The 15,736-nt window shown below is 51.7% G+C and carries 7 protein-coding genes; all 7 read right to left on the reverse strand.

The window, feature by feature from the left end; all coding sequences use genetic code 11:
- Positions 1 to 44: 44 nt before the first annotated feature.
- Genes P2H89_RS26445 through P2H89_RS26475 form a run of 7 tightly spaced genes read right to left on the reverse strand, consistent with a single transcriptional unit; the run spans position 45 to position 15,719 of the window.
- Positions 45 to 1,082, reverse strand: coding sequence for a hypothetical protein (locus P2H89_RS26445; protein ID WP_275832753.1), 1,038 nt, complete (start codon positions 1,080 to 1,082; stop codon positions 45 to 47).
- A 26-nt stretch (positions 1,083 to 1,108) separates the two neighbouring features.
- Positions 1,109 to 3,493 (reverse strand): ABC transporter permease, encoded by a 2,385-nt coding sequence (locus tag P2H89_RS26450; RefSeq protein ID WP_275832755.1) that lies wholly within the window; start codon positions 3,491 to 3,493, stop codon positions 1,109 to 1,111.
- Positions 3,494 to 3,513: 20 nt separating this feature from the next.
- Positions 3,514 to 5,925 carry an ABC transporter permease gene (locus P2H89_RS26455; protein ID WP_275832758.1) on the reverse strand — a complete coding sequence of 804 codons (2,412 nt, stop codon included), beginning with the start codon at positions 5,923 to 5,925 and terminating at the stop codon, positions 3,514 to 3,516.
- A gap of 28 nt (positions 5,926 to 5,953) precedes the next feature.
- Complete coding sequence (locus tag P2H89_RS26460; RefSeq protein ID WP_275832760.1) at positions 5,954 to 8,359, reverse strand: ABC transporter permease; 2,406 nt, start codon at positions 8,357 to 8,359, stop codon at positions 5,954 to 5,956.
- 23 nt (positions 8,360 to 8,382) lie between these two features.
- Entirely contained in the window at positions 8,383 to 10,776 is a 2,394-nt protein-coding gene (locus tag P2H89_RS26465) for an ABC transporter permease (protein WP_275832763.1), read from the reverse strand.
- Positions 10,777 to 10,830: 54 nt separating this feature from the next.
- Positions 10,831 to 13,221: an ABC transporter permease gene (locus P2H89_RS26470; protein ID WP_275832765.1), complete on the reverse strand. Its 2,391-nt coding sequence runs from the start codon at positions 13,219 to 13,221 to the stop codon at positions 10,831 to 10,833.
- Between the two features lie 56 nt (positions 13,222 to 13,277).
- Positions 13,278 to 15,719, reverse strand: coding sequence for an ABC transporter permease (locus tag P2H89_RS26475; RefSeq protein WP_275832767.1), 2,442 nt, complete (start codon positions 15,717 to 15,719; stop codon positions 13,278 to 13,280).
- Between the last annotated feature and the right edge of the window lie 17 nt (positions 15,720 to 15,736).

Consider the following 15,736-nt stretch of genomic DNA (forward strand, 5'->3'; position numbering starts at 1 on the left):
GTCCTCAAACAGTTGGCTCAAGGACCGGCGATGCCCGGAGCTGATTATTTGATCGTCAGGGTTACCCTGCCGCTGCTTCCTTTTACGGTTACGGGTATGCCGCCACCGTTGAGCTTGCCGTCGATAGAATCCTCATCTACCGTACCGCTGAAATTGTTGAGTGCGCTGGCTTTTACTTTGTCACCAGTAATACGAAGATCGAGGCCTTTGTTGCCCGGCAACTCGACGTTGATATTGCCGCCGGAGTTGGACAGTTTTACAAAGCTGCCCAGTTCCTTAATGGTGACGTTCATATTACCACCGCTGGTGGAGGCATTCACGCTCGCAGAAAGATCGGAGAGCATAACATTGCCGCCCGAGGTAACGGCCGAGAGGTCACCTTTGATGGCATTGCCACGCACCGTACCACCGCTGGTCGTTGCATCGATATTGCCACTCAGGTCCTCGAGCGTTACGTTTCCGCCGGAAGTGGTGAGGTGCAATTTTCCATCGCAGTTGCGGGCTTCTACATTGCCGCCACTGGTAGTGAGGGTAATATCGTCTTTAGAGTCTTTAAGGTGAATATTGCCGCCCGAGGTAGCCCCCTTGATCTTGCCGGTGAGGTCTTCGAGGTGGAGGTTGCCGCCACTGGTGCGGAAATCCTGTACGCCGGAGAGGTGAGCGAGCGATACGTTACCGCCACTGGTGGTGAGGTTGGTCGCTACATTGCGGGGCACATAGATCTTGAAGGAAACAGAAAGCGCCTTCTTCCAGTCCCAGCGACCCGATTTGGTTTTCGGTTTAGCGATGGCTGTCAGTACATGGTTGGCCGTGGAAACGGTAAATTCATAGTCCTCATTCAGCTTCTTTTCTATCTCCTCTTTAGTGAGATCATTTTTGCGGCCATTGTTGGGACGCACATACACTTCGATCTTCAGGTCGGTGGCATTGCCGGTGATCGAGATATTACCACCGGAGGTTTCGGCCGTTACTTTCTCAATGGCGGCGTCCTTCAATGATTTGGTCATGTAAGGTAGTTCTTCCTGAGCCTGTGCCAGGGAAACTATGCTGCTTGCCAGCAGGAGGGTGAGTATCTGCTTCATAGTATGCTGTTTATGTTGTTTATTGATTATTCATTTCTTAAACTTTTAACCGGGTTGGCGATGGCTGCCCTGGTAGCCTGGAAACTGATGGTGAGCAAGGTGACCAATAAAGCGCCCGCTCCGCTCAGCAGGAATATCCACCACGACATGGGGATGCGGTGTACATAATCCTGCAGGAAGTGGTGCATGGTAATGCCAGCTATCGGCGCTGCGATCACGAACGAAATGCCGATGAGCCATACGAACTCCTTGTTGAGCAGGCCCATTATGTCCATAAACCCTGCGCCCAGTACTTTCCGGACTCCGATCTCCTTTGTTTTGCGCATGCATACATAGGCAACAAGGCCGTACACGCCCAGACAACCTATCAATATGCCAATTATGGAGAACAGCGAGAGGAACCGCGCGAGTTTGGTCTCATCACTGTAAAAGCTCTTCAGGTTATCATCGAGGAACTCATATTTGAAATAGTAATCGGGAAAGAGCGCTTTCCATTCCTTCTCCACCAGTTGCAGGGCTGCTTCCTGTTGGACAGGATCGATACGGATAGAAGCGTTAAAGAATCGTCCATTGTACATGAATATATGGGGTGTTGTACCCCATTGCAGACTTTGCGACTGGTAGTCCTTTACTACACCTGCTATGGTGTATGTATCTTTCCAAAGGGTAACCTGCTGCCCCAGTGCTTTGGCGGGGTCGGTTATGCCCATATCACGGGCGCCTTTTTCGTTGATCAGGACAATGGCCTGGTTGCTGTCGGCTATGGTGAATGACCGGCCTGCCACCAGGGGTATCTTGTAAAAAGATAAGTAGTTGGTGTCGACGAACTGCTGGCGGAATTGCTGTTCGCCATCTTTCAGTCCGTAGTGTTTTACATTGGCCCACCACCAGTTGGTAGTGCCCGATGGGGTAGTGAGTCCGAAGGTGACATCGCGGATCGCAGTAGATTGCTGCAGGCCACGACGCAGCCTTTCCCGCAACAGCTGACTGCGTGCTTCGGGCATGGGTATCCTGATCACTGATGCCTTATCGAAGCCCAGATCTTTGTGCTGGAAATAATTGAGCTGTTTTACTCCGATCAGGGTGCAGATGACGAGGATAAGGGCTATCGTGAATTGCGTTACCACCAGCAGGCGACGGAGTGAGAAGCCTTTTCCAGGCATTCCGAATACTTGTGTGCGCAACATATTCACGGGTTTGAAACCCGATAACATGATGGCCGGGTAGATGCCCGAGAGGAGGGTGAGTACCAGTCCTGTGATGCCGAGGAACAGCAGGAGGTCGCTGCGCCAGGGATCCCATTGGGCTACCTGCGTTTGCAGTAGTTCGCCGGTAAAGGGCAATAACACATAAGCCAGCAGGGCACCACCCGCGAGGGCTGCTGTTACGACCAGACCGGTTTCCAGCAGGAATTGTCCGATGAGACTGGCGCGGCTGCCGCCTAATATTTTACGGATACCCGTGGCCTTGTTGCGTTGCATGGCTTGTACGGTGGCCATGTTGACGAAATTGATGCAGGCGATCATTAACAGGAAAATACCTATGCAGGTAAGCGTATACAGCAACCAGCGGGGCATTGCGTAATTGAAGAAGTCGATCTCGGGGTTGGCATTGAAATGCTGGTCGGACAAACGTACCAACTGATAGTTGATGATGCTGGCCTGGTCTTTCCGCGCTGCTGCTTCTTTATTGAGGGCAGTGACTATGCTGGCCGGCTGAACGCCGGGTTTCAACAGTACAAATCCCTGGAAATGCGAATCGCCTCCGCTCCAGTAATTCTCATCCTTGTACCAGTCCATGTATTTCAATAGCGATGCGTACGACAGGATCATTCCCATCCTGAACTGGGTGTTGGGCGGCATGGCTTTGATGATACCCGTCACGGTGAGGTCCAGTGTGTTCTCGTACCGGATGGATTGGCCCATGGCCTGTGTGGTCGATTTGAACAAGCGGATGGCAGTTGGCTCATCCAGTACTACCTGGTAGGGTTGACCCAGCGATGCCTGTGGAGAACCTTCGATCCATTGCACATCGATAATGTCGAACAGATCGGGCGAAGCAAAATAGGTTTTATCCTGTTCCAGGTTTTGTTCTTTGACCTTGATCACGGAGGGGGTGTATTGCAACACATTCACGGCTTTTTCAACACCCGGCACTTTGTCTTTGAGTGCGCGGATGGCTCCTTGTGGTATATGGGAGTTGAGGCCGTCAAATTTATCGGTGCCCAGCAGTTGGTAAATCCGGGGGCTATTGGTATGCCAGGTATCGAAGCTGTGTTCGAACCGGATGATCATGAATATGACGATGGCGATCCCTATACTCAACGACAGGCCGAGTATATTGAGGATCGTGTACATCCTGTTTCGGACAAGGTTGCGCCAGGCGCTGGAAAGATGGGTGGTAGGAATCATGGCAATTTCCTTTAATAATATTATTCGGTCTTCAGGCTTTTCACCGGATTCATCAGTGCCGCTTTCAATGCCTGAAAGCTGATCGTGAACATGGCTATTGTGAGGGCAATGCCGGCAGAGGCGGCAAATACCCACCAGTTGATCGTAATGCGATAAGCAAATTGTTGCAGCCAATGGTGCATAGTCCACCAGGCTACCGGCACGGCCAGTACGATCGCAATGCCCACGAGCTTCAGCAGATCGGCCGACAGCAGGGCCACGATATGGGCGATACCGGCGCCTAATACCTTGCGTATCCCGATCTCCCGGATCCGCTTATGGGCTGTGTAAATGATCAGGCCCAGCAAGCCGAGACAACCGATCAATACTGAGAGGCCGGCTGCAATACCGAAAAAGCTTTGCAGGTTTTCTTCTTTACGGTACTGGCGTTGGTAATCTTCATCGAGGAAGCGGTATTCGAGCGGGTAACCTTTAAACACTTCATTCCAGGTGGCCTGCAGGTTTGCTACGGCCTGCGATGGCGTTATGTTGTCATAGCGTGCCGCGAACAGCGAATAATAACCTACAGGGCTCAATACAACCGCGTTGATCTTTGCTTGCAGGCCGTGCTGATGATAGTCTTTCAACACGCCGACTACGATGCCTTCTTTGCCCGAGGTGGATAATTTGCGGCCCAGGGCCTGCTGCGGATTGACCCAGCCAAATTCTTTGACGGCCGTTTCGTTGATGATAAACGACTCTTTGGTATCCGCTTCGCTGTTGGGCAAGAAGTCGCGGCCGGCAACCAGTGGCAGGCCGATGGTCTTCACATAATCATGATCGGTGGTGATGTACTCAACCACGAGGGCTTCTTCTTTGGTTTTGCCTTCGGGATAGGCAAACTGACCGGCCCAGCCCGAACGGCCGGGAACGGCGCCGGCGGCAGTCATTGCCCGCATACCGTTCTTGCGCAACAGTTCGGTTTTGAACAGCGGCGCTTTATCATGTCGCAGGGTCCAGGGCAGTTTGTTGATATCTACCACGAGCATTTTGTCTTTGTCGAAACCCAGGTCACGCCCCTGCATGTATTTCATTTGCTGCCACATGATCACGGTACACATAATGAAGCCTGCCGAGATCACGAATTGCAGCACGACCAACGACTGGCGCAGCAACGTGCCGGAGCTGCTATGCGAAAAACTACCCTTGAGTACTTTGATGGGTTTAAAGGACGATAACACCCAGGCAGGGTAGAAGCCCGCTAGTGGTACCAATGCCAGGATAATGCCCAACAGCAGCAACAGGTTGCCGGGTGATAACAGGGAGCTTACCGTAAATGATTTACCCGCAAAGGCATTGAAGGCAGGTAGCAGCGCCACCATCAGGATGATGCTGATGAGGGCAGCGATGCTGCATAACATAGCCGCCTCAGTCAGGAATTGCAGGATGAGTTTGGGGCGATCGTTGCCGAGTACTTTTTGAATGCCGATCTCTTTGGCCCTATCCACCGAACGGGCCGTAGACAAATTGATGAAATTGAGGCAGGCAATCAGCAGTATAAAAATACCGATAGCCAGGAACAACTGTATGGTCTTGATGTTGCCAACCGTACCCCGTGCCGTAGGCATATCGGAATAGAGGTAGATATCTTTAATTGGGCGAAGCGATAAGGTTGCTTTGAAACCCGACTGAGCTACAGCTTCCTTGCCTGCCATCTGCACCAGGTTTTTGATCTTGGCCGATGTAGAGGCTACACCGGCGCTTTTCTTCAGGCGCACATAGTTGTAGACGTTGATGTCGAACCAGCCCTTGGTGAATTCTTCTTCGCACATGCCGGGGTTGAGGCTGCAGCCAGAAGCAAATGAACCGATCATATCGAACCGCAGGTGCGAATTGGCGGGTAGATCACCGAATACACCGGTTACCTTAAAAGGAACCGTATCGTAGATCATGATCGTTTTGCCGAGCGCCGACTCTTTGCCAAAGTATTTCTCTTTTAGTGCTTTGGTAAGTACCACGCTGTAGGGATGCTGCAACGCAGTGGCGGCATCGCCCTCTACCAACGAATAGCCGAATACGGGAAAAAACGATTCGTCGGCATACAGGGCATATTCAAAGAAGCGATCGTCTTTCATCTTTACGATGGGGCGCCAATCGCGCAGGTAAGTGAGTGCTTCTATTTCGGGATACTGTGCTTTCAGGGTTCTGCCAATGGGCCAGCCTACATTGCTGCTTTTGCTTGCCTGCCCATCGGGCATGACGAGGTCGCTTTCCAGGCGGCAAACCTGTTCCTGTACGGCGAAGGCGTCGTCGTAAGACATTTCATCCCTCACCCAAAGGCTGATGAGGAAGAACAGGGTAATACCTAATACGAGGCTTCCCAGGCTGATGGCCGTGAAGCTCCGGTTACGGATGGCGGTTCGCCAGGCGATCTTACAATAGGTCTTGAGCACTGTTTGTCATTTTAACGTTAACGGTCATCTACTCACTTTTGAGACTTTTTACAGGATTGGTCAATGCTGCCCGCACGGCACGATAACCGACCGTGATCCAGGCTATGATGATCGATCCTCCCATGGCGAGTGCAAAAATGCCGGCGCCCATGGGGATACGGTATTCGAAATCGGCCAGCCAGCGGCTCATCAGGTACCAGGCCACCGGCGCCGCCACTACAAAGGCCAGGAGGATCAGCAGCGTAAACTCACGGGAAAAGAGATACACGATATTGCCCACGGAAGCGCCGAGCACCTTGCGAATGCCAACTTCTTTAACACGCTGGGTGGCCATGAACGACACGAGTCCATAGAGGCCAAGGCAGGAGATAAAGATGGCGATGCCGGCGAAGATGGAATAGAGTTTAGATAATTGGGTTTCCCGACGATACAGCCTTTCTACCTTTTCATCGAGGAACTGGTATTCGTATACGAAATCGGGATAAGTGGTGGTCCAGAGTTTCTCAATGGCGGCCAATACTTCTGTTGTTTTTTCGGGTTTGATGCGCGCCCCGAACATACGATAGGTCGATTTGCCAGGCGCCAGGATCACCGGTTCAATGGCATCGCGGAGCGACTGGGTATGAAAGTCCCTGACCACCCCACAGATGGTACCCACCTTGTCGCCATCCCAGAGATCGATCTTTTTTCCAATGGCTTGTTGCGGGTTAGTTAATCCTGCTTTTTTTACAAATGTTTCGCTAACCACGAATTCACGGACAGTATCGCTAGGGAAATAGGAGCGTCCTGCCACAAATGCCAGATCGTAGGTCTTGAAATATTCGGCATCGGCAAATTTCAGGTTGGCTTCAAATGAGGCGTTCTTGGGACTATTGTCGAATTTAAAATCGGTGCCCCAGTTGCCATTGTCGAACGGACTGGTGAAGGCAAAGCTGACATCCGTGATGCCGGGTTGCCGCAGCAGTTCCGACCTCAGGTAATTGATGCGCGCACGTCCGGCGCTATCGCCGGGAATAGGTACGGTGAGTATATGGTCTTTTGTGAAGCCCATGGAGGTATTCTTGAAAAAGTTCATCTGGCTCACGACTACCAACATGCCAATGATCAGCACCTGGGCAATGGCAAACTGGAATACGACCAGCCCCCGGCGCAGTGTAAGTCCGCCGGATGATATCGCCACCACTTTACTCTTTAAGGCTGTAATTGGATTGTAACCAGATAACACGAGGGCCGGGTAGAAGCCTGCCAGCAGCGTAACGATGGCCGTAGTGCCAAACATGAACAAGGGTACGGCAGGCGAGGTAAGAAATGATCGTGACACTTCTATCTGCAAAAGCGTATTAAGTGCTGGCACTGTTAGCCAGGCAATGCCGGCTGCCAGCAATACTGCTGTGAACGTGATCAGGAAGGTTTCTCCCAGGAACTGGGTGATCAGGTTCCACCGGCTGCTGCCTAATACCTTGCGCACACCCACTTCCTTGGCCCGGTTTACTGCCTGTGCGGTAGCGAGGTTGATAAAGTTCACGCAGGCAATGATCAGGAGAAACAAACCTATTAGTGAAAGTGCGGTGATCAGTTCCCGGCTGAAAGCCTGGCGCGAGTACACGCCCAACCGGGTATCGAAGTGCATTTCGCCGAGCGGTTGTATGGCAAGCCCTTCCTTTAAATATTCTGCCGGTTTGTTTTTCTTGACAAAAGCCGGCAATTGACCAGCGAGGCGGGAGGCGGGATAATTTTCAGGTAATGCAATATAACAATGATGCCCACTCCAGACGCTGACCCAATCGGTGAGATTGGCTTTCCGGAAGGTTTTCATCGATGCCACGATTTGAAGCGGGATATCGGTGGTTGGCCGCGGGTTGTCCAATATGCCCGTTACTTTCAATACGGCATCATTTTCCAGTTTCAGGGAGCGTCCGATCGCCGAATGCCAGTCGCCAAAATATTTTTCTGCCATCTCTTTGGTCAGCACCACCATATCGGGGCCGGATAATGCCGATTTCGCATCACCTGCCAGCCAGGTGAAGTCGAACACTTCGAACAACTCCGGTTCTGCAAAGTAAAATCCTCTTGGTTCCTTGAATTTCTTACCAGGCTGATTACGTTCATCGAGTACCGTGATCTGATCGTTATTACTGCCGAATACACCAGCTACTTTTATCTCCGGAAATTCCTGGCGCAGGGCATTGGGCACGGGAAAGGGTACGCCCGGCGTACGGTCTTCGTTGGTTTCGGCTCCCTCTATTTTTGTAAAGACCCGATAGATGCGGTCTTTCTTTTGGTGATGCGTGTCAAAACTCAGGTGGTAACTGATGACCAGGTAGATCATGAGTGCGGCAGCGACGCCTACCGCCAATCCGGTAACGTTGATAAAAGCATAGCTTTTATTCCTCATCAAACTGCGGAAGGCCGTCTTGAAATAGTTTTTGATCACGGTGAATGATTTATTGTTGGTAATTATTCGTTCCTTAAACTGTTGATAGGGTTGGCCCGGGCTGCCCGAACGGCATGTATGCCGATGGTGACCAACGTAATGAACATCGCCAGCACTCCGGCCAGCACAAATACCCACCACTGGATACCGACGCGGTAGGCGAAGCCCTGCAGCCAGTTGTGCATGCCCATCCAGGCAATCGGCGTAGCGATCACGATAGCGATCACCACCAACCTGATAAAGTCTTTGCTCAGCATGCTGACGATCGATGGTACAGAGGCGCCCAATACCTTGCGGATGCCGATCTCTTTCACCTTTTGCTGTGCTGTAAACGCGGCAAGTCCGAATAAGCCAAGGGCTGCAATGGATACGGCCAGTATCGTGAATATCAGTGCCAGGGTTTCCTGTTTTTGTTCGGCGGCATACTGGCGGGCAAAGTTTTGATCGAGGAAGTTGAACTCGACAGGATTGCTCTTGTCGAGCTCGTGGTACACTTTTTCAATCCATGCCAGCGCCTCTTTCGTATGCGCCGTATTGATCTTTACATACACATTGTCTTCCATCGAAGCCACCGGCGGCATCATCAGCACCATCGGCTCCACTTTGTGTTGCAGGGAATAGGTATGAAAATCCTTGACCACGCCTACTACTGTTCTTTCACCCACCTCTCCTTGTCCGTAGGTAAAACGGACGCGTTTGTGCAGGGCATCTTTCCACCCCAGTTCGCGCAGCAGGGTTTCATTGATCAGGGCCGATCCGTATTTGTCGGCTTCATTGCCAGGTGTAAAATTTCTTCCCTGGCTTAACTGAATACCCATGGTGCCGAGGTAATCCGCGTCTACCATCAGTTCCTGCGACATTTTATTGCTGGTGGAGAAGGAGCCGTCATTCATTTCAAATACAAATCCATGCGCGCCGAGGTCATTGTTGCCGATGGGGTTTCCTGCTACCGCAACGCCTTCTATCAATGGGTTTTGGGTAAGCTGGATCTTCATGGCACCGGTTTGCTTGCGCACTTCCCGGTCATGTATATGGAAGGTGAGTACCTGCTCTTTATTGAAGCCCAGGTCCTTTTTGGAGGTGTATTGTAATTGCCGGTATATAATGATCGATCCGGCGATCATGATCACGGTGATGGTGAATTGGAATACGACCAGCGATTTGCGGAAGAGTATATTGTTCGACAAGTTGCCCATTTGCCCCTTCAAGGCCGGGATCGCTTTGAAGCGGGAGAGGAACAGGGCAGGGTAGAGGCCGCTGAAGGCGCCGGCCAGCAAGGCAAATACAATCACGCACAACAGCGTGGTGAAAGTACCAAAGCGCCAGAGGCTGAGCTCCTTTCCCGAGAGCGTATTGAATAAAGGTAGCAGCACGGTGGTGAAAAAGCCTGCGGCCAGTGTGGCTACTACGGTCAGTATCAGGGCTTCGGCGATGAACATGCCGATGAGGTGCCCCCTTCCCGAGCCGATCACTTTACGCACCCCTACTTCTTTGATGCGGGTAGAGGATCGTGCCGTGGAAAGGTTGATATAATTGATGATGGCGATGATCAATACCAGTATCGCAATAGAGGCAAAAATATACACCCGTGTAATGCTGCTGTTGGGGCCGATCTCTATCTGCAGATCGGAATGCAGGTGAATGGCGGTGAGCGGCTGCAACTCCATCCGGTAATCGTTCACCCGCATGATCTTTTGAATAGTTCGGGCGGCGAAGGCTGGCAGGGCTGCTTCGAGCTTCTTTACCTGCGCTCTTTCGCGAAGCAGCAGGTAAGTATAGCTGTTGAAGTTTTGCCAGTTGTCGGTATAGTTGGCAGGCAGCGAACGCAGGCCGCTGAAACGCATGTGCGTGTTGCCAGGCACATCCTTCATGACACCGGTTACTTTATTGGGAAAGTTATTCGAAAAGAAGACGGTTTGGTTGAGCGCCTTCTGCGGATCGTTAAAGAGTTTACGGGCCAGGGTTTCGGAGATGACGATCGATTGTGGCTCACGCAGTGCGGTTGCAGGATCGCCGGCAATAAATGGATACGTGAATACCTTGAATATGTTCGCATCGGCAAAGAAGACGTCCTCGGCCTTAACCGGGTTATTTTTAAAGGAAACGATGCCTCCGCCTTCCGGTATAATACGGGTAGCTTCCTGTATGTCCGGGAAGGTTTCCTTCAACGCCGGTGCAAAGGGGGCTGAGGTAGATGCCTGGTGTATATCACCACCATCCCAGCGGGTATGCTGCGCTACGCGGTACACCCGGCTGGCGTTGGTATGGAATCGGTCATAGCTCAGTTCATCGGCCACATACAGGGCAATGAGCCAGAAGGCGGTGAGCCCAATGGTGAGACCCGCGATATTGATGGCTGCATACGCTTTGTTGCGCTGCAGGTTGCGGAAGGCCGTTTTGAAATAATTGCGAAACATAGACTAAAGGTTTATAGTGCAAAGGCGGTGCAGGCACCGCCTGTTGTTGCCATATTATTCGCTTCGCAGGCTTTTCACCGGGTTGCTAAGGGCTGCCCGGATGGCCTGAAAGCTTACTGTGCCGGCAGCGATCGCCAATACAATTACACCAGCAGCGCCAAATAAGATCCAGCCAACGCTGGTGCGGTAAGCGAAATCTTCGAGCCAACGCTGCATCGCCCACCAGGTAGCGGGTACCGTGATGGCAAATGCGATCAACACCAGTTTCATAAAACCTTTCGATACCAGCAGCAATATCTGGGGCACAGTAGCGCCCAGTACTTTGCGGATGCCAATCTCTTTGCGACGTTGCTGCATGGCGTGGTACGATAATCCAAAGAGACCCATACACGCCAGACCGATGGCGATGGCGGCAAACAGGTTCATGATCTGCGACAGTCTTTGCTCGCCCTGGTACATTTTATTGTAATCCTCATCCAGGAAATGGTAGTCGAACGGCCGGTGAGCTACGAGCTGTTTCCATTTCTGTTGCAACGTACCGATCGTTTGCGGCAGGTTGGCGCTGTTCACTTTTACCAACAGGTTGTAGCTGTAAGCGGAAGGAAACAACACCAAAGGTTGAATGGCTTTGTGCAGGGATTGAAAATGGAAGTCTTCCATTACACCCTTCACAACGCCCGGGCGGCCCCCGTCAAGGAACATCCGTTGACCAACTGCGTTGGCGGCCGTCCACCCAAGGGCTTTGGCAGCCGATTCATTGAGGAGGAAGTGATACTGAATGCCCTCCTTTTGGTCGTCGGATACGTCTATGATGTCCTGCCTGCTCAGGTTTGATCCTGCAAGCAGTTTAATATTCATGGTGGGAAGGTAGTCTTCATCAATCGGGTTGGCGATCACCGACATATTATCGCTTTCGGGCATGGTAGCTGTGCGCATATTGTAACCACCTGCGATGGTGGTGGGCAGGTGGCCGGTGCGTGACACCGACTGAATGCCGGGTATAGCGGCCAGCTCCTGTTTGATGGTGCTGCCGATGTCATTCATTTTATTATCCCAGGGTAATACCAGTACATGGTCTCTGTCGTACCCCAGTTTCTTGTCTTGGATAAAACGCATTTGCTGGTGAATGACCATCGTGCCCACTACCAGGAATACTGATATGCCGAATTGGAACACGATCAGGGTCTTGTGCAGCCAGGCGCCGCGACTGCCTGTTTTGCTGAGCGATCCTTTCAACACCTTTATAGGTTGAAAAGAGGATAAAACCAATGCGGGATAACTACCAGCCAGCAGGCTGATGCACACAATGATCAACAATATAAAGCCGCCCACCACCGGCGTGAAGAGGGATGCGGTAGTGAGTTCGGTACCGGCCAGCCGGTTGAAGGCCGGCAGTAAGGCGATCACCATTGCAAGGCTAAGCAGTACCGCGAGTACCGACAGTAACAACGACTCGCTGAGGAATTGCCGGAAGATCTGCTGACGCAGCGCGCCAATGGCTTTGCGGATGCCCACTTCACGGCCCCGGTCGAGCGAACGGGCCGTGCTTAGATTCACATACGTAAAGCAGGCGATCACCAGGATCAATACGGCTACTCCAGTAAGGATGTAGAGGTACGCAATATTGGTATTGGGCTCGAAGCTGTCGAACTCCGAACGCAGGTGAATATCGTTGAAGGGTTCCAGTATGAAACGTACAGAAGCATTTTTGCCGGCCATGTCTTTTTCCATGTAGGCATCCACCTTCGGCTGCATGGTCTTCATGCCCGCTTTATCTTTCAGCAACAGAAAGGTGGTATAGTTGGCATTCCACCAGGTTTCCACCTGGTTGGCTTCCAGCGAAGAAAAAGAGGCGAGGAAATCGAACTGCATCTGTGAATTCGACGGACAGTTGGGAAGGATGCCCGTTACTTCATACGGCACACCACTGCTACCGATCTTTAATAGCTTACCCACGGGGTTCTGTGTCCCAAAATACTTTTGAGCCGTAGCTGTGGTGAGTATCACTTTATTGAGACCTGAAAGTGCCTGCCGCTGATCGCCCTCGAGCAGTTTGAAGGAAAACAGGTTGAAGAAGGTGGAGTCGGCAAACATGAAACGTTTCTCTTCGAATTGCTTGTCACCGATGGCTACTACCCGCTTCAATTGGGTCATACGCACGCCGTTTTCCACTTCGGGAAAGGTGGTGGCGAATACGGGCAATACCTTCGTGCTGGTCACAGGTACTTTTTTCCAGTCGCCACTCGAGAATTTGTAATCCATCAATACCCGCGTTATGCGGTCGCCTTTTTGTTGAAACCGGTCGTAGCTGTATTCATGCTGAATATAGAGGCCGATCAGTAAGCAACAGGTAATACCGGTCATGAGGCCCAGTATATTGATGAAGGCCATCGTCTTATTCTTCCACAGGTTCCGCCAGGCGGTTTTCAAATAGTTCTTAAACACGTGCCGTTGTTTTTATATTTTAATCGATCCAGGGCGCTTACGTCCTGACAATTCATTTATTCACTACGCAGGCTCTTCACCGGATTGGCAATAGCCGCTTTAATGGCCTGAAAGCCGATGGTACAAAAAGTGACCACCATGGCAATGGCGCCGGCCAGCACCAGTATCCACCAGCTAATATCAGTTCTGTACGCAAAGCTTTCCAGCCACCGGTGCATAAAGTACCAGGCAATGGGCGATGCGATCAGTGTTGCGATCAGCACCAGTTGGAGGAACTCTTTCGATAACAGGGAGGTGATACTGGCAACGCTGGCGCCCAGTACTTTCCGGATGCCGATCTCTTTGGTCCGTTGCTGCATCAGGAAAGCTGCCAGTCCAAACAGGCCGATACAGGATATAAAAATGGCCATGCCCATTGCGGTGTTCATCAGCCGGGCTGTTTTTCTTTCCTGTTCGTAAAAGGATGCAATGGTCTCATCAAAGAAGGAAAGGTTCAGTTCTTTGTCGGGATAGATCGCCTGCCACTTGCTTTCGATGGCGGCCATGGTCTTTTGCCAGGTTGCTCCGGGTTGTGCGCCAGTCTGGAGCTTCACACTGATAGTGCGGGCAGCCTTGGCTGTCGTGGTGAGGAAGAAAGGGTTGATGGCTTCACGGAAGGATTTCGAGTGAAAGTCTTCTATAACGCCTACGATGGGGCCTCTTTTCCCGGAAATACCTACTTCTACCAGGTTGCCGATGGCTTTTGCGGGATCTTCATAACCCAGCGCACGCGCGCAACTGGCGTTAATGACAAACTCGCGTAGGGTATCGGAAGGCAATAGGTTGCGGCCTGCTATCAGTTTAATGTTATAGAGTGGCAGGTACTGGGCATCCGCAAAGCCGAAGGAAGCGATCAGTTCATTATCTGGCAGATTTCCGCCAATATTTTTCATCGAGGTGCCACCATGACGGTTGGCCGCCGGCGTTTCTCCATGCAGACTAACAGCGGTAACACCGGGTAGTTGCTGCAGCTGTTGGGCCAGTAATATCTTTTTAGCAGGGGTTTCTTCCCTGCCGGGTTTAAGGTTGATGATCGCCTCTTTGTCGAAGCCGGCATCGGTGGTAAGCATGTAATGGATCTGCTTGCCCACTACAAGCGTTCCGATGATGAAGACCAGGGATACGGTAAACTGAAATACGATGAGTGATTTACGGAGGTATTGTCTGTGTTGTGGTGCACTGGCTGGTTGCCCTTTGAGGCTCGATACCGGATTGTACGCTGCAATGACCCGGGCCGGATAGAAGCCGGCCAGCAGGGTAGTAACGATCGTGATGCCCAGCAATATCACCCAGGTATGGATGGTAAAGGGTTGCAGGATCAAACCAGCCGGAATAAAGTCGTTAAAGGCGGCCAGTACCGGTTTTAGCATAAGGGCCGCTATTGTTACTGCCGTCAGGGTGATCAAAAACGTTTCTCCGAAGAACTGCAGGCGCAGGCCCAGGCGGCCACTGCCCAATACTTTGCGGATTCCTATTTCTTTAGATCGTTTGATGGATTGAGCCGTAGACAGGTTGATGAAATTGATTACGGCAATCAGCAGTATGAAAACGGCAATGCCCAGCAGGCCATACAAGGTTGGCAGGTGCACTTTGCGTGAATATCCATCTTCGTAAAGCGCATTGAAATGAAGGTCGGCCAAAGGCTGTAATGAAAGCGTATTCCCTTCGCCCCTTAAATTGTCTTTGGCGAATCGGGCCAGGCGGCTTTCCAGCTGGTTGCGTTGAACGCCGTTTGCCAGCTTTACATAGGCCTGCGAATAGTAATCCCACACCCCCCAACCTGTGAGGTCAATATCGTTTTTCAGGAAACTGTGTTGAACAGTAGGGAGGGAGATAAAATCAGTAAAGTTGAGATCGGTGTTCCCTTTCCAGTCCTGCACGATGCCAGCTACCTGCAGTGGCAGTGAGTCGCGGTAGATCACTTCGCGGCCAATCAGGTCTTGCGCAGGAGCTTCGCCAAAATATTTCCTGGCGGCCGAGGCGGTGAGCACTACCTGGAAGGGTTCGTTCATTACCGCTGCGTTGCCTGCCAGCCATTCGTAGTGGAAGATGGAGAAGTAGTCTTTTTCTGCTACGATGATGGGGGAAGGCTGTTCACGGAGTTGTTCAAACTTCAGGGGCTCCTGGCCGGCACGTGGGATCGTTACATTGGCGTAGTAGTTATAAAAGCCAGCTACCTCACCAAGGCCGCTCACCTGCTCGCGCAGGTGCATGGGTAGGGGAGAGGGGACGTAGCCTTTTGGTTTGGGCGGTTCATTTTTGAACTGACTCGACCCTACTACCCGGTAAATATTTTCTCCACCGGGATGGAAGGTATCGTAGCTCAGCTCATGCCTGGCGATCAGTACGATCACCAGGCAGGCGCTGATACCCATTGCCAGCCCAAGTATGTTGATCGTGGTATAGGCTTTATTTCTTAGTAAAGACCTCCATCCTGGCTTTAAGTAGTTCCACAACACTGGCAATGGTTTTAGTT

This window comes from Paraflavitalea sp. CAU 1676 (assembly GCF_029223285.1).
Taxonomy (GTDB): Bacteria; Bacteroidota; Bacteroidia; order Chitinophagales; family Chitinophagaceae; genus Paraflavitalea.